Source organism: Thermococcus coalescens (genome assembly GCF_055392585.1).
Window position 1 is genome coordinate 147,554 of record NZ_AP043764.1, and the last position, 22,073, is coordinate 169,626.

Below are 22,073 nucleotides of genomic sequence, written 5' to 3' on the forward strand. Positions count from 1 at the left end.
GGTTAGAAGCCGAGGGCCTTAATGCCCATGAAAAAGACGAGCGTAATCAGAGTCAGAACGACCGTTACCCCGATTCCCTCCTCCGCTTTCAGACGGTAGTGGGCCAGAATCACGTTTGCCATTATCGCCGGCGGCATCGATGCCTCCACAAGGACGGCGTAATAGGTATCGCCCGCCCCCCTGAGCGTCAGGAAGACGAAGATGAAGGGGATGACGCTCCTGAAGAGGCCCACCTCAACGAGGTGCCTCACCCTGAACTCGCGGAGGTTTATTATCGAGCCGAAGTATATGAGGAGGAGGGGTATGCTCCACCCCCCTATGGACCTGGCCGGTTCGAGGAGCCACGCCGGGAGCTTAATCCCTGCCAGAACCAGCGCCAGGGCGAGCAAATTGGCCGCCGTTGGGGGGAACTTCAGCGCCTTAACGAGGCTGTTTTTCACCGATGCCTTTCCGCTGGAGTAGTGGGCGGCTATGAACGTCGCAAGGGGCAGGACGATTAGGCTGTTGGTCGTCGAGTAGAGTATCGCCGGGGTTATGTCGTCGAGGAAGAGGCTCGCTATCGGAAAGCCCATCGCGGCGGTGTTAGGGTAGGTGGAGAGTATCATCAGCGCACCGGCCCAGTTTTCGTCCCCAACGAAGCGGCGGGCATAGAAATAGGAGAAACCGAGGCTCAGGGCTATTATGAGGAGCACGTAAAGGAAGACGAGTTTTATGCTCAGGAGGTAGTTCAAATCCTTGCTCGCGACGTTGCCGAAGACGAACAGCGTGAGAAGAACCCGTGTTGAAATGAGGTTAAGCCATTTGAAGGGCCTGTCATCTTTAATCAGCCTTTTGAGGATGTAGCCGACCGCTATGAGGGCGAGCATCTGGTAGACATCCATGCCAAAAGCTTGGACTTAGCGTTTAAAAGTATGTCGAATTCTGCCCCCTACCGATAAACTTATATATACCTACAGTGCCAGTTAGGTACAGAAAAGTGTACTACAAAAATATGTACCTGGTGGTAGCATGGAGGATCTCAGAGTTCAGCTCGAGGAGCTGAAGAAAAGGCTGGAGGTGCTGGAGGAGAGCATCGACCCTGTGGATGAGGTAATGCTCTCCATCAAGATGCGCCTCCGGCGAAAGCTTGAGGGGGGAGTCCTCCCGGAGATCGATGAGGAGAATGCCGCGAAGACTCTCAAGGCCCTCGCCAACCCCGACAGGATAAGGATACTCAAGATGCTCTCCGAGAGGCCCATGGGCTTCAAGGAGATAAAGGACGCCCTCGGGGTTGAGAGCCCCACAGTTTCCCACCACCTGAAGCTCCTCGTGAGAACCCGGATGGTGAGGCGGGGGGACAAGTACGAGATCTCGCCCGACGGACGTTTGTTTTTGCGCTTGCTTGAGATAATAACCGCCCTTGAGGAGGTGGAAGAATGAGTTTTGGATGGAAGTACAGGGCCGTCCCTCACGAAGGCCCGAGGTTTAGGGTGGCCGAGTACCTCAAGGCCCTCACGGCAATACTGCTCATTGCATGGCTGTTCAAAGGGCCGCTGAGACTTGATGCGTACAACGACCAGCTGGTATACGCCATAGTGGCGCTCCTGTTTGCCTTCGAGCTACTCTCGGTCGGCAAGTGGTTCGGGGTGACGATAAGCGGGGTGGTCTTTGCCCTGGCCAAGGGATTCTTCTGGACGAGCATCTTCCTGTTCTTCGGGCAGTGGCTGGGAATGTCTGAAACGCTCCACAACTACGCGGGAACTGCCTTTGCATACGCGGTGGTTCTGGTGATAGCGGGAGTGCTTCTGGCGAAGTTTGACGAAAGGAGGCTCGACATCAAAGTAGAGGGCAGGGCCTACGAGTTCGAAGGCGCCGATTTCGGCGAGGTGAAGCTGGAGGGAAGTGGAAAGGCCTATCCCGTGAAGTTTGGACGGAGGAAAGTTGGGTGGATTATAGACGGTGAGGTCACGGCAAAGGCGGAGACACCGCTTGGACAGATAACGAAGAAACTCCTGAGCCCCGTGATAGTATGGACCGAGGAGAACATAGCCGGGCGAAAAGTTCCCGCCGATCCAAGCTTCGTGAAGAACGTGGAAAACCTCGTGAACCCCGAGAGGCTCTACCAGAGGGGCAAAAGAGACAGCGTGGTTGATCTCGGCTTCCTCAAAGTTTACGAGGGAGAGGGCTTCGAGTACGTGAAGCTGCCCTTCATCGAGGTCATAGAGACGCCGGGCGGGGAGGAGGTCAGGATAGGCCCAATGAGGTTCCGCGAGGGCAATCCGGAGATGCCCCCCTCAGACATGCTGACCATCAGGGAGCTCCGCAACGGCTTCCAGCTTACCCGGGTCGGGGACAGGCTGAAGATTCAGACGGACGAGTACTCCATCGAAGTTGATGGTGAGAGGGTAACCTACAGGAGCGGAAACGAGGTTCTAAGCCTCGGTGAGACCGTATCCCTGCGCTCGGGCGATGTCTCTGTCAGCGTTGGCAGGGGAAGGGCCAAGATACGCATCGAGGACGTCGTCATCTCCGCCAGAGAAGGTAGGGTCAGGATAAGGGCCGGCGGGAGAACCCACACCGTGGAGGATCCCGCGGCGTACAGACTCGTTATGAGGAAGGCGAAGGAGATAGTCGAAGAGCAGAGCGCCGAGCTGATAGAGGGACTGGGCATAGACAGGGCGCTCCTCAACAGGCGCGTCAAGGAGCTCCTCGACCAGCTGATGGGATACCTAGGGTGAGTGAGATGGAAGCCACGGCCGTTCAGAGGCCCTCGCAGAAAGATTCAGTGAGTGGAAAGGAGGATGAAGGGGCCGAAAAAGCATCGGGGTCTGAAAGACCCCTCTTTGATTTCGACTATGTGGGGGGCTGGCTGTGAGGTTTGAAGGTATCGAGGAGGTCTGGATGAAGCTCGTGGACGTTGACCTCAAAATAGCGGCCTGGGACAGGGACTACGTGGAGCTCAACCCCCGCTCGGAGAAGGGCATCAAGATCCGGGTCAAAGATGGGAAGCTTTCGGTGGACTACAAGGCCGTATGGAAGCTATGGAAGACCATAAAGAGAGACAGAAGCCTGGAACCCCTGGAACTCCACGTCCCCTTCGGGGTTCCGGTTTCGGTGGGAATCAAGAGGGGATGGGTTACGGCAGAGGGGGTGCACTTTGAGGGCCTTTCGGTTGGCGAGTGCAAAGCCTCGCTAAAAGGATGCGTCATTGGAGACCTAACATCCGCCGCTTCCATTGTCAATGGCTCGGTCGTGGTGAGGGAAAGGGCCTCCGTGCTGACAATAGCCGGGACGGTCTCCCTCAAGGTTGGCAAGCTCGATGGGGACATTGAGGCGGTCAGCAACACGGGGATACTGAAGCTGGCAATCCCGAGCGACTCCGATGCTTCGATAGAAATTGAGGACAACGGGGGAATCATTAGGCTGGAAGGTATCAATCCAAAAGATCCCGTCCTCGGGGATGGAAGGAACACGGTAAAACTCAGGACGGAGATTGGGGGAATCCTGGAGCTGTCCGTCTGGGAAGGTGATGGAGATGATGTTTGAAAACGTTAAGGAAGTTGAACTGAACACCGTTGGCGCCCAGGTGAAGATTGAGGGGTGGGAAAACGAGTACGTGGAGGTGAACTACGTCCTCCACGGCGAGGTCAACGTGAGCATTGAACAGAGGGGAAGCAGGCTCATCATAAAGGAGGAGCGGAAAAAGAAGTTCTTCAACCTGCTCAAGGATTCCGGATGGGCCGAAATATATGTCAAAGTTCCCAAAGATGTCATGGTGAAGGTCAGAAACGTGAATGGTGAACTAACCGCCCGTGACGTGAAGCTGACGGAGGCCACGACCGTCAACGGGATGATCGAGCTCAAAGAATGTGAGGCAGAGCTGCTGAAGTCCGTGAACGGCGGGATAAACGCCCACCTGGTGGCGGCCGGCCCGCTCAAGGCCTCGACGGTCAACGGGAAGATTGAGCTGACCATAGAGGAGCTTGAGGATGACGTCGAGGTCAGCGCCGTCAACGGGGACGTGGTGGTTCGGCTCTCGGACTTCTGCGATGCGAGGATAGGGGCCAGCAGGGTCAACGGAGAAGTGAGGCTCGTTGGGATTGACCCGGATGACCCGGTCATCGGCGCCGGGACTTACAAGGTAAAGGTGAGCACCGTAAACGGCGGGGTGCGGGTCGAGCTCCTTTGATTTAATCCTTTGATTCTTCAATTCTGCAATCCCATAAAGGGGTTCGGATGTGGAAGCTAGGGGGTTAGATGATATGTTCGACAACTTCCGGGGGATGAGCCGGAGCTTCTGGCTCTATACCATAGGCAGGTGGATATCCCAGGCCGGCTGGGTCATCCAAGATGTCGCCGTTCCACTTTACGTACTCGATAAGACCGGCAGCGGGGCCGTGATGGGCCTCTTCGTGATGGCGGAGCTGATTCCGAGGCTGCTCGTAAACCCCATAGCAGGGGTGATAGGCGACCGCTACGACAGGAAGAAGCTCATGTATGCCCTTGACATAGCGAGGGGAGTTCTCCTCTTCGCGGTCATAGGGTTCAACCTGCTGGGGATATACCAGCTCTTAGTAGTTCAGATAGCGATGAGCATCCTCGGGGCGTTCTTCTCGGCCGGGATAGTGGGAATGTTCCCGGATCTGGTGGAGAAGGAGCAGCTGGCAAGGGCGAACTCGATACTCCAGAGCGGGGGGCAGGTACTCAGGATACTCGGTCCGATCCTCGGTGGGCTAATCTACGCCTTTGGGGGTTTGAGGCTCGCCATCCTCATAAACTCTGTCAGCTTCTTCGGCTCGGGACTGTTTGAAATCCTGATCGAATATCACAGGGAAACACGCGAGCTTTCAGGCCTTGCAGAGATATGGGGGGACATGGTTGAGGGCTTCCGCTTCATGAGGAGCTCCCGGAGCGTTTTGATCCTCGTCAGCTTCGGGATACTGCTGAACACCCTCCTCAACCCCATATTTGCCGTCGTCCTTCCGTACCTCACGAGGATTGAGCTCGGCCTCTCCGCGATCCAGTTCGGCAGCATTGGGACGGCGGCGACGTTGGGGGCCCTGGCCGGAAACCTTCTCATAGCGCTCAAACTTGGGGAGAGGTCCGAGGACTTTCTGTTCCGGGCGATCTTTGTGCAGCTCTTCAGCATCATGTGCTTGGCTTTCGTGACGCACCCCGCACTTGGCGGATTCGCCTACCCCTCCCTGCTGGCGATAATGGTCGTGGGGGGCTTTTTCAACACCCTGGTAAACGTGCCGCTCTTCACGAAGCTTCAGAAAGCGGTTCCGGACGAGGTCCGTTCCAGATTCTTCACGGCAATGGAAACCATAATGCTCGCCACCACGCCCCTCGGCATGGCCATCGTCGGGCCACTGCTGGACGCCCTCGGGACGTCGGTTATAGTCCTGGCCCTCACGATTCCAAGCATCCTGATAACGCTGTACTACTACCTCCGCTTTAGGGAGGCGGTTATAGCCGTTGGGTCTGAGCTCGTGGGGGTGGTGCCTTGAGCCTCAGCAGGAACTTCTGGCTCTTTGCGGTCGGGCGGTTTGTCAGCCAGCTCGGCTGGGCGGTGCAGGAGGTTGCGTTACCTCTCTACGTCCTTGACCAGACCCACAGCGGTTCCATGATGACTCTCTTCGTCCTGGCGGACATAATACCCTCCCTCATAATCATGCCCTTTGCGGGGGTTATCGGCGACCGCTACAACAGGAAGAGGCTGATGGTCTGGTTCGACATCCTCAGGGGCGTTCTGCTCTTTGGGGTGATAGCTTTTAATTTCCTCGGGATCTACCAGCTCCTCGTTGTTCAGGTCATAATGGCGGTTATGGGGACGTTCTTCGGCGCGGCCACGAGCGCGATGTTTCCGGACCTCGTTGAACCGGAGGAGCTGGAGAGGACAAACTCCACAGTCAGCTCGTTCTCAATAATAGCCCGCCTGATAGGTCCCGCCCTCGGAGGAGTTATCTATGCCTTCGGCGGGATAAGGATGGCAATCCTTATCAACGCTGTCAGCTTCTTCGGCTCAGGTCTCTTCGAGGCGCTGATTAGATACGAATGGAAGACCCGCGAGATAGAGAACATTGGAGAGGTGGTAACGGACATCCGGGAGGGGCTCGCGTTTTTGAGGTCGAGCAGGTACCTCATGGTGCTCATGGGCTTTGCGCTCTTCATGAACGCTGTTGGACAGCCGTTTGGGGCGGTAATAATGCCGTACGCCTTCAGGGAGGTTTTGAAGTTCACGAGCCAGCAGTTTGGACTCCTTGAGAGCTTCTTCATGGGCGGCATGCTCATCGGAAACGTCATAATAGCCGTAAAGCTGGGCAAGAAGGCCGGACGGTTCTTCTTCAAGGCGCTGGCGTTCAACGGGATAATGGTACTCGCCTTTGTCTGGGTGGTTTCCCCCTTTGCCAGTCTCTCGGGGGACTCGGCCTTCCTGACCCTGGCCGCAGTTGGAGTGCTCTGGGGCATCAGCAACGCGATAATAAACGTCCCGCTCAACGCTAAAATCCAGCGCGCCATTCCGACGGAGCTGAGGGGCAGGGTCTTCTCGGCTCTCGCCCTGCTCGTAAACATCTCAGCACCCCTCGGTCTCGTTGCAGTTGGGCCGCTGATTGATCGCTACGCCACCTGGTCGGTGGCCTTTGCGATATGGGTGGTGCAGGCCGCGGTTGTGGTCTACTACTGGCTCAGGTACAGAGGAATTTTGCTCGGTGATGGAGGGGAGGGAATAACCGGGGAGGCTACCTGACCTCCCTAAGCTTCCCCTCCCTCTTCTCTATCGCCCTGGCCATCACGAAGAGCAGGTCGCTCAGCCTGTTGAGGTAGATTAGACAGTTTTGGCCGAAGCCGTAGTCGAGGACGAGTTTAGCGACCTTCCTCTCGGCCCTCCTGGCTATCGCCCTGCAGACGTCGAGCTTGGCGCTTCCTATGGTAGAACCCGGCAGGACAAAGGTCTTCAGCTGGACCTCCTCTTCATATCTACGAATAAGCCCTTCGAGCCACTTCACGTCTTCCTCTCCGACCTTCGAGTACTTTCCCTTGCTCGCCAGCTCGGCCATGAGGTCGTAGAGCTGAATCTGGATTTTTTCGAGAATCTCGACCATCTCCGCCGGGACGTAGTGCTTGGCCTCACCGAGAAAGCTGTCCAGCTCGTCTATCGTGCCGTTGGCATCCATTATAGGCGAATACTTCGCCACACGGTCGCCCGTAAAGAGACCTGTCAAACCCTTGTCGCCCGTTTTTGTCGTTATCGGCATGGCATCACCGGAAACGTTTCGAAGTCCGAGGCTTTATTCTTTTTGGGCAATATGATACACTATCAGTGATAAATGACCGAGATAAAACACGGGGAAACTTATTTATACATCGGAAGCCTTCTTTTTTGGGTGGTACCTGTGAGGAAATCAGCTCTGATAGTGGTCTTGATTTTGGTTTTGAGTTTAATCCCTGCATGGGCAGTGAAGCCAGCGGCGGCGGCAACTTATATCCCACTGGTCGAACTCAACCAGAACTTCGACAGTTACGCATACGGAGGTGACGTCCTCACCACGGGAGTAGTGACCTATATAGACAGCAATGGCTTTATGATCCAGAACGGGAGCGGCGCCTACACCGGAATCTACGTGTATACCGGATACAAATCATACCCCTCTGTCCAGAAGGGGGATGTTGTGGAGGTCTACGGATATCCCAAATACTACAACGGGCTCCGTGAACTCTCGGTAAATCCAAGCTACGGGGAGTACTATTCCGTCATTGGAAGTGCTCCCCTGCCCAAGCCGTTCCTTATACCCACCGCCGACTACAGCAAGCCCGAATATCAGAGCGTCCTCGTCAAGTTCGTGGATGCAAAGATAACGGAGATGCAAAGATAACGGACAGGTACGACAGCTGGTACACCAAGCTGTGGATAGACGACGGAAGCGGGGAGGCGTACATATTCTCCAGTTCAAGCCTTCCCGGCACACTGGAACCGGGAGCAAAGCTCAAGTACTTCGTCGGGGCTGTTTATGTTTACAAGGGCTCCTATGAGGTCCTTCCCGTGGAGTACCAGCTCTACAACCCTGCAGTCAAGGTAACGGACGTTGAATACTACGCATTCATGGAGGAGGTACCCACAAGGGTTCGTGTGACCGTGTTCAACAGTGGCAGCACCATCAGTAACGTAAGTTTCTCCGCAACCTTTGAGGGGGTCACGGTGTACTCCACGGACTTCACCCTCTCCCCCGGAGAGAGCAAAGTTGTCGAGTTCTATGTAATCCCCCGCTCCACCGGAAGCCACACGCTGACAGTCATCGCTGAGGAGAGTGAAAAAATAGTTCCGGTCAACGTCATTCCCAACCCGTACCAGCTCTCCTACGGCCTCACACCATACTACGAGAGACTCTACAACAAGGAGATGGCCAACATTTCCCCGCTCTATGAAAACCTGACCTGGGTGGTCGGTGAGCTCACCTCCTGTGGGGTAAGCCTCGGAGACCTTGAGTCCAGAATCCAGTGGATCAACGGCACCATGGAAGAAATACAGAGGGAGTATTCCCTTTACAACACGCTCAAGGGACTCCTCATCCAGCAGAACCCCTACAGGAACGCCTACTATTATCCTGTCATGGTTCACATAAGAAAGGCGGCAATGATGGGCAGGGACGTCATGAAAGAGCTGGAGTTCGTGCTCCCGATACTCCACAGCACGTATGAGCAGGTGGAACCGATATGCCATCCGCCCGCACCGGCACCGGGCAACGAGACCATGCCCGGAAATGAGACCCCCGCGAACCAGACCAACGTCACCCCCTCGACCAACGTGACGATCAAGATAACCAAGGTCCTCATCGATGCATCCCACGGCCAGTACTACAACCCGACCAAGACCGACCAGAACGGCATGTCAACGCTCATAGAGAACATCAAGAACGAGCTCGGCTGGATAGTCGATATAAACACCGAGCCTATAACCTACGAGAAGCTCAAGGACTATGACGTGCTCATAATCACCAACCCGAGCCAGGACATAACCGACGAGGAGGCGCAGGCAATACAGGAGTTCGTGGAGAACGGGGGCGGCCTGTTTATACTCGGTGAGAGCTACTACGGGCACGTCTATTACAGGAGCCTCAACAAGGTCGTTAGCAAATACGGAATAAAGTTCAACAACGACGAACTCATGGACGACGAGATGAACACAGGTAGGAAGTGGTTCCCGCTCGTTGGGATCTACAACCTAGACCATCCTGCCCTGAAGTTCCTCACCGCCGACCACCAGATGTACTACAACGGCGACACCCTTACAGTGAGCGGAAGCGTAACCTGGCTTGTGAGAGGCTATGAGACAGCGTATTCCGAGGACAGGGACGGCAACGTAATCTACGAGAAGGGCTCCAAGCCAGTTATAGCCGCTGCCGTGGAGGTTGGCCAGGGCAGGATAGTTGCCTACGGTTCGAGCAAGGCCATAAGCGACGCCTACTACGGCAACTACATCAACACCAACTGGCCGTTCGTCAAGGGAGTCCTCCTATGGCTTGCCTACCAGGATTGAGGCCCTTCTTTTCCCCTTTTCGATTTGTATTGCCGGCTAGATCTCCTTCGGCGGCACGAGAATTCCGAACTCGGTTATGACCCCCCTGACGTACCGCCAAGGGGTGATATCAAAGAGGAAATTTCTGACCCGGTAGCCCTGCCTCGCATAGGGCCTCTCGACTATCTCAACCTCCTCTGAGCTCAGCTCCGGGTGGAGCTTGAAGCTCTCCGCGGCAACATAGAAGGGAACGCGGTTATCGTGGCAGGCAAGGGCAAGGAGGTACGTCCCGGCCTTGTTAACCACCGCCCCGTCCCTTGTCACGTTGTCGGCACCGACCAAAGCGAGGGTGGCCTTCTCAACAAAGAGGCTCATCTGGGCATCAGTTATGACCTCAAAGGGGACACCGAGGGAATCGAGCTCCCTCGCGAGGGCTATGCCCTCAAAGTCCGGCGCGCTCTCCGTCAGTATGACCCGGAAGTGCTTGTTCTTCCGTTTGGCTGCCTTGAAGATTTCAAGAACCGCCGAGGAAAAGGAGTGCGTGATTACAACCTCATTTTCGTCTATCAGCTCGCTTCCGATGTTGCCTATCTCACGCTTCGCTTCCTCACCGAGCCGGATGAACTCCTCGGCCTTCGACCTCACCAGGTCAGGGTTGCCGGTTATCGGAATAAAGCGGACTAGGTTGTAGAGGGACGCCATCGTCCTGTTGACAGCCGGAATCTCTCTCCTCATGTCCTTAAGCGCCCTCTTGAGTTCTTCTCCCTCAAGCAGTTCGGAGAGGAGTACGTATGCCTCGGCACCCCTCCTGGCGAGCCAGCTTGCACCCCTGATCCTCTCCGCCCTCATCTCCTCGATGACCGACCGAACCTCCTCCGGGAGCATTGGGGACACCACTCAGCCGATTAACATCCAACGCCGTTAATTCGGCCCTTCCCTTATCAGCGTTTCGCTACCAGCCCTCTTCGAAGCGAATTCCCCTCCCCTCAAGGAAGGCCTTCGCGCGCTCTATCTCCTCCTCGCTCTCTCCGAAGATGATTATCCCGATGTACTTTCCGAAGCCCTTGGGGGAAGAGTGTATCCTCACGTTGAACCTCTCCAGGGCCTCAATTAGGAGGGGTGCCAGCTTGCTCTCGTCGGTTATCTCAGCCAGCAGCTTCCTCTGAATGAACTTCCTCTCACCAAGCCTCGGAAGGACCTCCTTCTCAAGCATGGCCTTCATCTCGCGCGGCATCCCCGGGAGGACGAAAATTTTAACGCCTTCGTGCTCGATGTAGGCACCTGGTGCGGCCCCTTCGGTGTTCTCCAGCGGTTCCGCCCCCTCCGGCAGGTATGCCATCTTCTTCCGCCCCTCGTTGAGCCCGGGGTCGTCTATGTAGCCCTCCTCATAGAGCCTCCGGTAGAAATCCCTTATCCTTTCCAGGCACGGCTCGCAGAGGACGAACCTTCTTTCCAGGGCCTCGGCAACAGCCAGCATCGTAACGTCGTCGTGGGTAGGCCCGAGGCCGCCGGAGATGACCAGAACCTCCGGTCTCCTGTTGAGGATTTCTCTGACGGCGCTCTTGATCTCTTCGACGTCGTCGCCAACCGTCGTCTTCCTCCTCACCCAGTAGCCCCTCTCGGTGAGCTTCTGGGCTATAAAGGCGGAGTTGCTGTCGATGGTGTTGCCGGTGAGCAGTTCATCGCCGATCGTCAGTATCTCGGCGAACATTCCAACCACCGGTAAACTTTCCGGCGGACTGGCTTATAACCCCAGCGGAGACCCTTTGCACGAAGATGTAAAAATCCGGCGAATTGAAGGGCAGTTTTCACCACGAGTGAAAACAACGCTTAAGTATTTCACGGCTGTAAAATTCTCCGGTGGTAGCATGAAGGTGAGGGTTGGAGTTAACGGTTACGGGACGATAGGAAAGCGCGTCGCCTACGCGGTCACGAAGCAGGACGATATGGAGCTCATCGGTGTCACCAAGACGAAGCCGGATTTTGAGGCTCACCGTGCCAAAGAGCTCGGGATTCCAGTTTACGCCGCGAGCGATGAGTTCCTGCCGAGGTTCGAGAAGGCAGGCTTTGAGGTCGCCGGGACGCTCAACGACCTGCTTGAACAGGTTGACGTCATTGTTGACGCCACCCCCGGTGGGATGGGGGAGAGGAACAGGATTCTCTATGAGAAGGCCGGTGTTAAGGCGATTTTCCAGGGCGGCGAGAAGGCTAGTGTGGCGGAGGTCTCTTTCGTGGCCCAGGCCAACTACGAGAAAGCTTTGGGAAAAGACTACGTTAGAGTCGTCTCCTGCAACACCACCGGTCTGACCAGAACGCTCAGCGCCATTCAGGAGTACCTCGACTACGTCTACGCGGTGATGATACGCCGCGCCGCGGATCCAAACGACACCAGGCGCGGCCCGGTGAACGCCATAAAGCCTAGCGTTACCGTTCCCTCCCACCACGGCCCGGACGTCCAGACGGTCATCCCGATAAACATTGAGACCTCAGCTTTCGTCGTCCCAACGACGCTCATGCACGTCCACAGCGTGATGGTCGAGCTCAAGAAGCCGCTGACGGAGAAGGATGTAATTGATATCTTTGAGAACACCACCCGCGTTCTCCTTTTCGAGAAGGAGAAGGGCTTTGAGAGCACCGCCCAGCTCATAGAGTTCGCCCGCGACCTGCACCGCGAGTGGAACAACCTCTACGAGATAGCGGTCTGGAAGGAGAGCATCAGCGTCCGCGGAGACAGGCTCTTCTACATCCAGGCGGTGCACCAGGAGAGCGACGTTGTTCCTGAGAACGTCGATGCCATAAGGGCCATGTTCGAGATGGCGGAGAAGTGGGAGAGCATAAGGAAGACGAACCGCTCGCTTGGCATTCTGAAGTGAGGCCACAAGCGTTTTGTTTTTCCCAACTTTCTCCTGTGGACGCTGAGGAATTCCGGCAGTTAATGGCTCAAAAAGTGGAAATCAAATGACTGAAACGACCGAATACACCAGCACGAGGAGGAACACCGTCCCAACGAGATATGCAAGGCCGTGCGGAACCCTTACACACTCCGGCGGGTGGACGTCCCTCGTCCTGATATACATCGCCACCGGCAGGATTCCGGCGTAGAGCAGTCCGCCGAATGTCCCGGCGAGCCATAGGGCGCTGACGAAGCTCTTGAGCCCGGCGAAGTATACCACGAGCGGCGGGAGAACCGTGAGCAACCACGCCGTTTTCCTGTCGAGGCCAAACGCCTCACCGAGGTTGTCCATCTGGGCGAAGCCTATGCCGATGTAGCTAGTGCTTATGGCCGCCAGCGGAAGAACGAGACCCAGGACTTTTCCGAGGGGGCCGTAGTAGCTTTCGAGGGCCGAGGTTGCCAGCTGTGGTGTGTCCGCTCCAAGTGCGCCGACGAATGCCAGGACAAAGAGGGCGTAGAAGCCCATCGGTACAAGGTAGCCTATCAGGACGGCCTTTTTCGTCTTCTCCACGCTCCTGAGCCCCTTGTACATCTCCGGAACGACCATGTGGCTGACGTAGGCAAATATGGCAACGCCGATTCCGGAGACCAGCGCCCCCATGTTGACCCCGGACATGTTCGCCGGCTCCACCTTCGGGAGCATCAGGACAACCGCAACCGCCAGTGCACCCAGCAGGAGAAAGTTGAGCACCAGCTCCGCCCTGCCCGAGGCCTTGAGCCCCATGAGGACTATCCCGCTCATCACGAGCCAGAAGATTACCGCCGCCGTTGTGCCGTTGACCCCCGTGAGGGAAGAGAGTATGTCCCCGCTCCCGGCGATGTATGCTATGAGGGCACCGTAGCTGAGAACGGATATGCTCGCCAGCATCAGCCAGCCGCCCACTTTTCCGAGGGTCTCTCTGGCGAGGGAGGTCATCGTGCCGCCCCTGTGGACGGCCAGCTCCAGCACGAAGAGTGCCGTCAGCAGCGTGAGGAACCCCACCGAGATGATAACAGCGATTCCGGCAAGGCCTGCCTCTCTGAACGCGTAGGGCAGACCCAGAACGCCGGCCCCTATTTGAGTCCCGATAAGAATCGCGCTTGCCTCGGCCAGAGTGAGTCTCTTCATGAGCACCACCGATGCTTGAAGCAGGATTCATAGATTTAAGCTTTGCCTGAAAAGGAGTGTTCCGTGGTGAATTAAAAGAAAGAGGGCAGAACATAGGAGCACATCAGAGTCCAAGTTTTTTCATAACCTCTTTCGCGCTGAGCCCCTTCACGAACAGGTCCTTTTCCCTGCCCGTCTCCCCCCTCAGGATGCTGACCTCCGCACCGAGAAGCTTCGAGAGGAACTTGACCACCTCCTTGTTCGCCTTCCCCTCTACCGGAGGGGCTTTTATTTTGACCTTTAGTCTCCCCCGCCACTCGTCTATCCCGTCGATCTCGTTCTTCTTCGCTTTGGGATGGACGTAAATCAGGAGCAGAGCCCCGTCTTTGGTCTCCTTAATGAACTTCGCCATCTCAATCCCCCCACTCGTACTCCCACACGATTTCCGGCGGAAACTCCTTCCGTTTAAGCTTTTCGAGTATCTCCCTCGCGGTACGGTAGGCGAAGTCGAAGGTCGCCCTGTCAATCAGGCCGTAGTTCAAAGCGAGCTCAAGCTCGTCCTCGTCGAGGAGGAAAGCCTCGCCGCCGGGAAAGACGAAGATGTCCAGGAAGAGGTCGAGCATCTCCAGATTGCCCCCCTCTAGCTTCGTGTAGGCCAGAACGTCGATGTAGAGGCCTTTGAATTCACCGTTTCCGTCATAGACCTTAAGGATGTCGTAGTTCTCCCCGACGAAGGCAAAGTAAAGCATGTTGTAGCCGTTGTCTATCACATTAACACCGTTCACCCTGAGCGGGGCCAGCATGCCCGAAAAGGTGGACTTGGCGACGATGACGTCCCCCAGATCGGCAACTACCTCGTCGTCCCGCTCCAGAATGCGGTTGGGAATTCGCTTGTAGATGAGGTGGATTTTGCCTGGCATTGGGGCTCCCATTTTGGGTTAGGCTATTGGGAGTTAAAAAGCTGGCTGAGTGGTTCATGACGCATAACCTTTGGGCACATGATTTTACCCACCTCAGTTTCGCCTTACGTTCCCCCAGTATATTACCCTTCGGGAGAAGGGAAATGGGAGATATTTGCAGTGACCCCAAAATTGGACTTGACGTTCTTCTTCTCGAACTGTTAATAGGCGGGATTATTGGGGGCGGGATAATAACGACGATTTATGGTTCTGAGATTGGAGATGCTTATGGCTCTATGATCCTCGTTGTAAGCGCATCAATTGCAGTTGGTGGTTTAGTACTCATTGGGTTACTGCAGGACTTAGACGAATTCATAACCGGAATGGATCCCAGCGATATATTGACGAAGTGCAAAGGGCGTGTACGTGGAGATCTCGAAGAAGCATACTCCTTGGCAACCAAGAGGCCCTACGCTCTTTCTGTTAACTTTCTGGTGTCTTGGATAATCCTCGGCGCTGTCAACGGGGTGCTCATCTACTATGGGCCTCCCCACTGGCTGACAACCCTCTCAATAGGCCTGTTCTCTCTCCTCGGTTTCGTGAGCTTTGTGCTCTGGATAATCTCCTACCTGCGGTACAGGGACTACAGCAAGAAGCTGCTGGTAATTCAGTTGCGGAAAAACAAGAAAGCGGAAATATCGATAAAAATCTGACTTCTTTTTCTGTCTTTCGCATTTGATCCCCTGTCGAGTTGCCGAGAGCTTTTTATATTTTCATGGTCAATTTTTGGTTGATGAGCCGGAAACTTGAGGATATTGAGGCCATTCTCCGGAAGCACAAGAAGGAGCTTAGGGAACGCTTCGGGGTTAGCTCGATTGCCCTTTTCGGCTCCTACGCCCGGGGCGAAGAGACCGAGCTTAGCGACGTGGACATACTCGTCGAGTTTGAAAGGCCGACTGGGTGGGAGATAGTCGATTTAAAGGACTATCTTGAATCACTGCTTGGAATCAAGGTGGATTTGGTCACGAAAAACGCCGCCATGAGCAGGAGAAACCTCTGGGAGCATATAAGGAGGGATCTCGTCTATGTCTAAGCGAGACCCCTGTCTGTTTTTGGGCGACATGCTTGAGGCGATCAACAGAATCGAAGAGTACACGAAGGGCTATGAGTTTGAAGACTTTGTAAGGATAATAAAACAGTTGACGCGGTTTTGAGAAACCTTGAAATAATAGGGGAAGCGGCGAGAAACGTGCCCGAGACCATTCGCGAAAAGTATCCCTCCATTCCCTGGAGACGGGTTGTGGGTCTAAGAAACGTGGTCGTTCATCACTATTTTGGCGTTGACCTTTCGATAGTGTGGGTTATCATCAGCTCCCAAATTGATGAACTAAGGGAGGGGATAGAAAAGATAATCGAGAAAGAGTGCTAGCTCCCGAAAATCAGCTCCCTCAGCTTCTCCGGCAGTTCCTCAATCTTAACCCTCACCTGCTCCCTCGTGTCGCGGTCTCTGATCGTCACGGTGTTGTCCTCAGGCGTCTGGTTGTCTATGGTGACGCAGTAGGGCGTTCCTATCTCGTCGTAGCGCATGTAGCGCCTGCCAACGGTGTCCTTCTCGTCGTAGACCGCTATGAAGCCCGCCTTCTGGAGGGTTCTGAAGACGTCGTAGGCTATGCCCTTGAGCGGTTCCTTGGCGACAAGGGGAAGAACTGCGACCTCTATCGGTGCCATGTCCTTCTTCAGTTTGAGGTAAGTCCTGTCCTCCTCGATAACCAGAGAGTTCTCAAGGAGCAGGTAGAACGGCCGGTCTATACCAAAGCTCGGCTCCAAAACATGGGGCACTATCTTCTCGCCGGTTATCTTTTCCTCGACCTCTTTGATGATGAAGTCGTCCTTCTCAAGCTCGTAGCCCTCGATGGTTATCCTGCCGTCCCTCTTCAGCACATCCACCAGGTTCCTGAGCTTCTCCTCGTCCCAGCTCTGGATAAGCCCGTTTATCCTCTTGGCGTCCTTCTTGAGCTTCGGCCCGACGCGCTTCATGTTGAGGCCCACTTTGAGGCGCTTGACTATCTTCGGCTCGTCGTAGTGGATGAGGACGGTCATGTCCGCGCCGCTCATCTTCATGTGCTTGCTGAGGTCGTAGTCGCCGCGGTAGGCTATGCCGACGCACTCCACCCAGCCGAAACGCTCGCTGTGTATCTCCACGTCCCACGTGTCGCTCGAGTAATGCGCCCTTTCCTCTGGCAGCTGCTGGCGGAAGCGTATCGCCTTTTCGGGGATGCCGATGTCGAGGAGAACGCGCTTGACCATGACCATGTAGTATGCGAAGAAGGTATTCAGGACGTAGCCCTTCTTCACGGCCTCCTCGGCGGTCATCTCCACCATTCCGAGGTTCTTGAGCTGGTGCTCTATCGGATATAGTCTGAGAATCTCGGCCTTGACATCGTCGAAGTGGGGGTGCCCGGTTTCCTTCGGGTTGAAGAATATCTCGGCCTCGGCCTGCGTGAACTCCCTTAACCTCAACATCCCCTGCCTCGGGGAAATCTCGTTGCGGTAGGCCTTTCCAATCTGGAAGACGCCGAAGGGGAGCCTGTTCCTCGCGAAGGCGTTGAGGCGCCTGAAGTTCACGAAGATGCCCTGCGCCGTCTCCGGCCTCAGGTAGCCCTTCTGGTCGCCGTAGGGGCCGATTTTGGTCTCGAACATGAGGTTGAAGTACCAGACCTCTGAAAGCTCGCCGCCGCACTCGGGGCACTTTATGCCGTGCTCCCTTATGAGCTGTGTAAGGTGCTCGGCGCTCATGCCTTCGGTGTCTATTCCCAAAGCCTCCTCAACGAGGTGGTCGGCCCTGAAGCGGGCACCACACTTTTTGCACTCTACCAGCGGGTCAACGAACTTGTCAACGTGACCGCTCGCAATGAACACCTTCTCGGGCGTTATGTCGGGCGTCTCCAGCTCAAAGAAGCCCTCCCTCTGGAAGGCTTCCCTTATCTTCCGCTCGATTTTTCTCTTTATTGTCGCTCCAAGAGGACCGTAATCGTAAAAACCCCTCGCACCACCGTAGATTTCAAAACTGCCCCAGGCAAAGCCTCTCCTCCTCATCAAGTCCTGAAGAACTTCGTACTTGTCGGGCCTCTCTCCCATCGCTCACCACCTGAAACTGGAGTGAGGCATTTTCATAAAAACCTTTTGGGGAGGATTTGGTCAGTACGTCAAAATGAAAGGGAAACAGAGGGGATGTTCAGCCCCTTTCCAGGATGAGGACACTTATTGGGGGCACTTTAACGGTGCCGGAAAGCACCTTACCCCGCTCACCTGAGGGCCAAAGAACCTTCCACTCTCCCGGTGGAAGCTGGAGCTCGACAACCTTACTCCAGCTGTTGGAGACGACGAGGACCTCGTCGTCATGCCCCCTGAAGAATGCCATCATGCCTCCTCTGGCCGTGTAGAACCTTATGGCGCTGCTCCTCAGCGCGGGGGTGCTCCTCCTCAGCTCTGCCAGCGCCCGGTAGTGGTTCAGTACGTCCTCATTTACCTCTTCCCACTGTATCGGGTAGCGCTGCTCGTCGTAGTTGTTTTTGTCACCCAGCAGGCCCCTTTCGTCGCCCTGGAACGTCACCGGCGTTCCGGGAAGAGTGTAGAGGAGCGTTGAGAGAAGTTTGAGCCTCTCTATAGACTCGCTGCTTGGGGTGTCTCCAAGTGAACCGCCGCCGAGGTCGGTGAGAACCCTTGACGTGTCGTGGGAGTCAACGAGATTGAAGCCCATGGCAGCTACGTTCTCACCGTAGGATGCATAGTAGCGTCCCATCATTTTCATGGCAGCCTCTCCGCTGAGCAGGCCCTTCGCGTAGTTCAGGAGGATGTCCCTCCCGAGGGCGTAGTTCATGAGCGAGTCGAAGCGGTCTCCTTTAACCCACTCGGGCGAGAGAGTCCAAATCTCCCCGACGAGGTATGCATCTGGGTGCCTCTCCTTCACCCTCTCTCTCAGCTCGGAAAAGAAGGTTGCCGGGTCGAGAACCTCGTTCGGCACGTCCACCCTTATCCCGTCGAACCCGAAGTCGAGCCAGTAAAGGGCGGCACCAATGAGATACTCCCTGACCTCGGGGTTCGTCGTGTTGAGCTTTGGCAGGCTCCCGAAGCCCCACCAGCCGAGGTAAGCTTTTCCATCGCCCAGCTTGAATGGCCACCGCTTGATGAAGAACCAGTCCCAGTAGGGGCTCTGCTTTCCGTTCTTCCAGACGTCGAGGAACGCTGGGTTGCCGATCCCGCAGTGGTTGGGCACGAAGTCGAAGATCACCCGTATCCCCTTCCTATGCGCTTCATCGAGGAACTCTCTAAGATCCTCCTCGGTTCCGAACTTCGGGTCGAGCCGGTAGTAGTCGTAGGTGTCGTAGCCGTGGGCGCTCCCTGAGAGGGTGATCGGGTTGAGGTAGATTATCGTGACACCGAGGCTCTTCAGGTAGTCGAGCTTCTCGGTTATCCCCTTTATGTCGCCGCCGAAGTACTGATGGCAGCAGTGCAGGGGCGTTATCGGGTCGCTCCAGTTGGAGAGTACCGGCTTTCCTGGATTGACCTGGTTGAGGAGCAGCTCGTCGTGGTCAAGGGCGAGGGCATCGTTGCTCTCGTTTCCGTTGTTGAACCTGTCCGGGAATATCTGGTAGGCTATGCCGTTGCTCACCCACTCCAGCTGGGGGAAGCGGTCAGCGCCATCGAAGCTGTAGAACGGGTTCTCGCTCGTGTTAAGGACGGCGAACCTCCCCCCGTCGGCCGAGTTTACAACGAGGTAGTAGCGCATAGGTTCAACGGACGGCACCTCGGCGCGCCACACCTCCCCCGAGTCCCACCAGACCTGGAGCTTCATCGTGTAGTTCCCTCTGTCGGTCACAAGGACGGCCGAGCCCACGGTGTCCCGCTTCGCCTCAAACCTCACCACAGTCCTGTTGTCTGCGACGCTTAGATAAGCCGGATCTCCAGGGTTGAACTCTACGTAAAATCCCACATCTCCCTCAACGACCCTGACCGCGTTCTTTCCGCCGTAGCCGTCCGGAGCGTAGCCGTCTGCCCCGGGGTCGTAGGGCCTTCCGGTGCCGTCGTCAGACATGTCCTTGACCCACTGGCCGTCGATGAAGTACTTGTACTCGTATCTCCCAGGCCTGAGACAGACCGTCGTGCTCCATGTCCCGTTCTCTTCTCTCATCGGCCACTCGGCCCAGTCGTTGAAGCTCCCGCGCAGGCTGACGGAGGTTACAGTCTTCTTTCCGGGGTCATAGGTGAAGGTAACGGGAGTCCTCCCGGACGGGCAGCTCTTGCCGGTTCCCGTGTAAATCGCCGTGTAGTTGCCGGCCGGCAGTTTGAGTTCCGTCACCCCTGGCTCCGAATATGTAGACGTCGGGGTGAGCGCTGGTGATGTGGTCGTTGGGGACGGTGGTTGTGGGGTCGTGTCCGCTGGTGTCTGCTGGCCCTGGGAAATGCAGCCGCCCGCTATTGAAATCAGGAGCAGGAGAACAATCAGCAAGCCGGTCTTTCTCATAGTCCCACCATAGTCACCGTTGGTGATACAGGGTTATATGGTTTTCCCAGGAAGGGTGTCTCCAGAACCTCCGGCGAAAAGCACGGGGAAAGAGTTATAAACCGTTTCCCTCGTTATCGTTACGAGCTTTGATTATTTGGAGGTGCGTGAAAATGGCGGAAAGACCACTCGATGTTATTCACAGGTCGCTCGACAAGGACGTGCTCGTGCTCCTGAAGAGGGGTTCCGAGTTCAGGGGCAGGCTCATCGGTTACGACATCCACCTGAACGTCGTCCTCGCCGATGCTGCCCTCATTCAGGACGGCGAGGTCGTGAAGAAGTACGGTAAAATCGTCATCAGGGGAGACAACGTTCTGGCAATTTCCCCTGTCGAAATTGAGTGAAGTGAGACTTTAGCGGGGTGATAGCATGGGAAGCGGGACTGCACCGAAGGGCAGGAGGAACCACACTCCAACTCACATCAAGTGCAGGCGCTGTGGGAGGCGCGCCTACAACATCAAGAAGGGCTACTGCGCCTCGTGCGGCTTCGGCAGGAGCAGGCGCATGAGGAAGTACAGCTGGTCCCACAAGTGGAGGAAGAAGAGGAACCTCGCCTACTGAACCCCTTTTATTTTCTATCTTAAGCTGTTCTAACTTCTGCAGCCTATTACCTGCCCCCACCGTAACCCTTATTAACTCAAATGTCTTTCTTTCCGTTTAGAGGGACGTCTTAATGCTCCACCTCAACGAACATCAGCGCCGCCTCTGGAAGCTCGCCTGGCCCGCAATTATGGGCAACATCTCCCAGACGCTTCTCAACCTAGTGGACATGATGATGGTCGGCCAGCTGGGTGCTGTGGCTCTGGCGGCCGTCGGTCTCGGTGGCCAGGTCAGCTGGTTCATGATGCCCATCATGGCGGCGGTCGCAACGGGAACGCTGGCCCTCGTTGCGAGGTTCGTTGGGGCGAAGGACGACGCCAATGCCACCCTCGCGCTGGAGCAGAGCCTCTACCTGGCGTTCCTCCTCGGAATCCCCGTCATGCTCTTCGGCTGGTTTCTGGGCGACGACATACTCGGGATAATGGGGGCGAAACCGGACGTAACCTCTTTGGGCTACGAGTACATCAAGGTTCTCTTTGCCTTCTACCCAATTCGCTTCGCGGGCTTCACCGCGTTCTCAGCTCTGAGGGGCGCTGGAGACACCAAGACTCCGATGAAGCTCGGCATACTTATGAACGTCGTCAACGCGGTTCTGGACTACCTCCTCATATTCGGGAAGCTCGGCTTTCCCCGTCTCGGTCCGGTCGGCGCCGCCTGGGCCTCCGGAATAGGCATAACGACCTCGTTCCTAATCGGTCTCTACCTCCTCTGGAGCGGGAGGTTAGTCCTCAGATTCAGGCCCAGCTGGAGCTTCCATCCCGACATGGCAGAGAGGATCCTCCGCATTGGGATACCAACGATGGTCGAGCGCGGAATATTCAGCTTCTACAACTTCCTTTACATGAGCATAGTTACCCGCTTCGGCACGGTAGCCCTGGCGGCCCATCAGGTCGGCCTGCGCGTCGAGAGCATAGCCTACATGCCCGCCTTCGGCTTCAACGTGGCCACCTCAGCCCTCGTCGGCCAGAGCCTCGGAGAAGGAAAGCCCGAGAAGGCAGAAAAGACCGTTTACGAGGCACTCAAGATGGTGGGTCTCTTCATGAGCGTCATGGCGGCCATTCTGATAATATTCCCTCGCTACCTGGTCATGCCCTTCATAAACCCGGGCGACCCCAACTACGGCGAGGTCATGAGGCTGGCGGTCATATACCTCATAATAGTCGGAATAAGCGAAATTCCCCTCGGCTGGCTCTTCGTCCTCGGCGGTGCACTTAGGGGAGCAGGGGATACCAAGACGCCGATGTACATCACCGCCGTCAGCAAGCTTCTCTTCCGCATAGTTCCGGCCTACCTGCTCGGCTTCGGCTTCACCCTCGGGCCGATCCACTTTGAGGGGCTCGGCGTAATAGCGGCGTGGATAGCCATGAGCCTCGAAACCTTCACGACAGCGGCGCTCTTCTGGTGGGCGTTCAAGAGGGGGAAGTGGAAGTACGTGAGGGTGTAGTGCCGGAACGTTTATATCTCTGTATGACGAT

General features: G+C 56.1%; 26 protein-coding genes. 17 read left to right on the top strand and 9 right to left on the bottom strand.

Annotated elements, in window-relative coordinates; translation table 11 throughout:
- Positions 1-2 precede the first annotated feature (2 nt).
- Positions 3-881 (bottom strand): AEC family transporter, encoded by an 879-nt coding sequence (locus ACZ5M3_RS00840; RefSeq protein ID WP_464839844.1) that lies wholly within the window; start codon positions 879-881, stop codon positions 3-5.
- A 127-nt stretch (positions 882-1,008) separates the two neighbouring features.
- On the opposite strand from ACZ5M3_RS00840, the gene ACZ5M3_RS00845 reads away from it, so the two are divergent.
- From ACZ5M3_RS00845 to ACZ5M3_RS00875, 7 genes are read left to right on the top strand one after another with little or no spacing between them, the layout of a single operon-like run.
- On the top strand, positions 1,009-1,419 hold the full coding sequence (locus ACZ5M3_RS00845) for an ArsR/SmtB family transcription factor (RefSeq protein ID WP_464839845.1): 411 nt from the start codon (positions 1,009-1,011) through the stop codon (positions 1,417-1,419).
- A complete protein-coding gene (locus ACZ5M3_RS00850; RefSeq protein WP_464839846.1) occupies positions 1,416-2,717 on the top strand; it encodes a hypothetical protein in 1,302 nt (433 codons plus the stop codon). The genes ACZ5M3_RS00845 and ACZ5M3_RS00850 overlap by 4 nt, the downstream gene beginning before the upstream one ends.
- Before the next feature lie 5 nt (positions 2,718-2,722).
- On the top strand, positions 2,723-2,854 hold the full coding sequence (locus ACZ5M3_RS00855; RefSeq protein WP_464839847.1) for a hypothetical protein: 132 nt from the start codon (positions 2,723-2,725) through the stop codon (positions 2,852-2,854).
- A complete protein-coding gene (locus ACZ5M3_RS00860; protein WP_464839848.1) occupies positions 2,851-3,525 on the top strand; it encodes a DUF4097 family beta strand repeat-containing protein in 675 nt (224 codons plus the stop codon). Before ACZ5M3_RS00855 ends, ACZ5M3_RS00860 begins: the two co-directional genes overlap by 4 nt.
- On the top strand, positions 3,509-4,168 hold the full coding sequence (locus ACZ5M3_RS00865; RefSeq protein WP_464839849.1) for a DUF4097 family beta strand repeat-containing protein: 660 nt from the start codon (positions 3,509-3,511) through the stop codon (positions 4,166-4,168). Before ACZ5M3_RS00860 ends, ACZ5M3_RS00865 begins: the two co-directional genes overlap by 17 nt.
- Positions 4,169-4,217: 49 nt before the next feature.
- Positions 4,218-5,489, top strand: a complete 1,272-nt coding sequence (locus ACZ5M3_RS00870; RefSeq protein ID WP_464839850.1) for an MFS transporter — start codon at positions 4,218-4,220, stop codon at positions 5,487-5,489.
- Complete coding sequence (locus tag ACZ5M3_RS00875) at positions 5,486-6,730, top strand: MFS transporter (protein WP_464839851.1); 1,245 nt, start codon at positions 5,486-5,488, stop codon at positions 6,728-6,730. The genes ACZ5M3_RS00870 and ACZ5M3_RS00875 overlap by 4 nt, the downstream gene beginning before the upstream one ends.
- Here the strand turns inward: ACZ5M3_RS00875 and ACZ5M3_RS00880 are convergent.
- A complete protein-coding gene (locus ACZ5M3_RS00880; protein ID WP_464839852.1) occupies positions 6,723-7,238 on the bottom strand; it encodes a cob(I)yrinic acid a,c-diamide adenosyltransferase in 516 nt (171 codons plus the stop codon). The genes ACZ5M3_RS00875 and ACZ5M3_RS00880 overlap by 8 nt on opposite strands.
- 138 nt (positions 7,239-7,376) lie before the next feature.
- Between ACZ5M3_RS00880 and ACZ5M3_RS00885 the strand changes: the two genes are divergently transcribed.
- Together ACZ5M3_RS00885 and ACZ5M3_RS00890 are read left to right on the top strand one after the other, a co-directional pair.
- Entirely contained in the window at positions 7,377-7,856 is a 480-nt protein-coding gene (locus ACZ5M3_RS00885) for a single stranded DNA-binding domain-containing protein (protein ID WP_464839853.1), read from the top strand.
- A 167-nt stretch (positions 7,857-8,023) separates the two neighbouring features.
- Complete coding sequence (locus tag ACZ5M3_RS00890) at positions 8,024-9,517, top strand: DUF4350 domain-containing protein (protein WP_464839854.1); 1,494 nt, start codon at positions 8,024-8,026, stop codon at positions 9,515-9,517.
- Positions 9,518-9,553: 36 nt separating this feature from the next.
- Here ACZ5M3_RS00890 and ACZ5M3_RS00895 read toward each other — a convergent pair whose 3' ends face one another.
- Together ACZ5M3_RS00895 and ACZ5M3_RS00900 are read right to left on the bottom strand one after the other, a co-directional pair.
- Positions 9,554-10,381, bottom strand: coding sequence for a translation initiation factor eIF-2B alpha/beta/delta subunit family protein (locus ACZ5M3_RS00895; protein WP_464839855.1), 828 nt, complete (start codon positions 10,379-10,381; stop codon positions 9,554-9,556).
- A 67-nt stretch (positions 10,382-10,448) separates the two neighbouring features.
- Positions 10,449-11,207 carry a molybdopterin-binding protein gene (locus ACZ5M3_RS00900; protein ID WP_464840998.1) on the bottom strand — a complete coding sequence of 253 codons (759 nt, stop codon included), beginning with the start codon at positions 11,205-11,207 and terminating at the stop codon, positions 10,449-10,451.
- 157 nt (positions 11,208-11,364) lie between these two features.
- Between ACZ5M3_RS00900 and ACZ5M3_RS00905 the strand changes: the two genes are divergently transcribed.
- Entirely contained in the window at positions 11,365-12,369 is a 1,005-nt protein-coding gene (locus ACZ5M3_RS00905; protein ID WP_464839856.1) for a phosphorylating glyceraldehyde-3-phosphate dehydrogenase, read from the top strand.
- A gap of 81 nt (positions 12,370-12,450) precedes the next feature.
- Here the strand turns inward: ACZ5M3_RS00905 and ACZ5M3_RS00910 are convergent, their stop codons facing one another.
- From ACZ5M3_RS00910 to ACZ5M3_RS00920, 3 genes are all read right to left on the bottom strand, one after another.
- Entirely contained in the window at positions 12,451-13,557 is a 1,107-nt protein-coding gene (locus tag ACZ5M3_RS00910) for an aromatic amino acid transport family protein (RefSeq protein WP_464840999.1), read from the bottom strand.
- Positions 13,558-13,660: 103 nt separating this feature from the next.
- Complete coding sequence (locus ACZ5M3_RS00915; RefSeq protein ID WP_464839857.1) at positions 13,661-13,948, bottom strand: DUF167 domain-containing protein; 288 nt, start codon at positions 13,946-13,948, stop codon at positions 13,661-13,663.
- 1 nt (position 13,949) lies between these two features.
- Entirely contained in the window at positions 13,950-14,456 is a 507-nt protein-coding gene (locus ACZ5M3_RS00920) for a ribonuclease FAU-1 family protein (protein WP_464841000.1), read from the bottom strand.
- Positions 14,457-14,482: 26 nt separating this feature from the next.
- Here ACZ5M3_RS00920 and ACZ5M3_RS00925 point away from each other — a divergent pair, with 26 nt between their 5' ends.
- The 4 genes from ACZ5M3_RS00925 to ACZ5M3_RS00940 all read left to right on the top strand — a co-directional run bounded on the left by ACZ5M3_RS00925 (position 14,483) and on the right by ACZ5M3_RS00940 (position 15,864).
- Positions 14,483-15,148 (top strand): hypothetical protein, encoded by a 666-nt coding sequence (locus tag ACZ5M3_RS00925; protein ID WP_464839858.1) that lies wholly within the window; start codon positions 14,483-14,485, stop codon positions 15,146-15,148.
- 80 nt (positions 15,149-15,228) lie between these two features.
- Entirely contained in the window at positions 15,229-15,528 is a 300-nt protein-coding gene (locus ACZ5M3_RS00930; RefSeq protein ID WP_464839859.1) for a nucleotidyltransferase family protein, read from the top strand.
- Positions 15,521-15,649, top strand: coding sequence for a hypothetical protein (locus ACZ5M3_RS00935; protein WP_464839860.1), 129 nt, complete (start codon positions 15,521-15,523; stop codon positions 15,647-15,649). Before ACZ5M3_RS00930 ends, ACZ5M3_RS00935 begins: the two co-directional genes overlap by 8 nt.
- Positions 15,646-15,864: a HepT-like ribonuclease domain-containing protein gene (locus ACZ5M3_RS00940; protein ID WP_464839861.1), complete on the top strand. Its 219-nt coding sequence runs from the start codon at positions 15,646-15,648 to the stop codon at positions 15,862-15,864. The genes ACZ5M3_RS00935 and ACZ5M3_RS00940 overlap by 4 nt, the downstream gene beginning before the upstream one ends.
- On the opposite strand, the gene glyS is transcribed toward ACZ5M3_RS00940, so the two are convergent.
- Both glyS and ACZ5M3_RS00950 read right to left on the bottom strand, forming a co-directional pair.
- The gene (gene glyS, locus ACZ5M3_RS00945; protein ID WP_464839862.1) at positions 15,861-17,573 is read right to left on the bottom strand and encodes a glycine--tRNA ligase; all 1,713 of its coding nucleotides are present in this window, start codon (positions 17,571-17,573) and stop codon (positions 15,861-15,863) included. The genes ACZ5M3_RS00940 and glyS overlap by 4 nt on opposite strands.
- A 97-nt stretch (positions 17,574-17,670) precedes the next feature.
- Entirely contained in the window at positions 17,671-19,959 is a 2,289-nt protein-coding gene (locus tag ACZ5M3_RS00950) for an alpha-amylase family glycosyl hydrolase (protein WP_464839863.1), read from the bottom strand.
- Positions 19,960-20,111: 152 nt separating this feature from the next.
- Between ACZ5M3_RS00950 and ACZ5M3_RS00955 the strand changes: the two genes are divergently transcribed.
- The 3 genes from ACZ5M3_RS00955 (at position 20,112) to ACZ5M3_RS00965 (ending at position 22,042) form a co-directional block, all read left to right on the top strand.
- Positions 20,112-20,342, top strand: a complete 231-nt coding sequence (locus ACZ5M3_RS00955) for an LSm family protein (RefSeq protein WP_055428824.1) — start codon at positions 20,112-20,114, stop codon at positions 20,340-20,342.
- A 25-nt stretch (positions 20,343-20,367) separates the two neighbouring features.
- Positions 20,368-20,559 carry a 50S ribosomal protein L37e gene (locus ACZ5M3_RS00960; RefSeq protein ID WP_464839864.1) on the top strand — a complete coding sequence of 64 codons (192 nt, stop codon included), beginning with the start codon at positions 20,368-20,370 and terminating at the stop codon, positions 20,557-20,559.
- 112 nt (positions 20,560-20,671) lie between these two features.
- The gene (locus ACZ5M3_RS00965) at positions 20,672-22,042 is read left to right on the top strand and encodes an MATE family efflux transporter (protein ID WP_464839865.1); all 1,371 of its coding nucleotides are present in this window, start codon (positions 20,672-20,674) and stop codon (positions 22,040-22,042) included.
- Positions 22,043-22,073 lie beyond the last annotated feature (31 nt).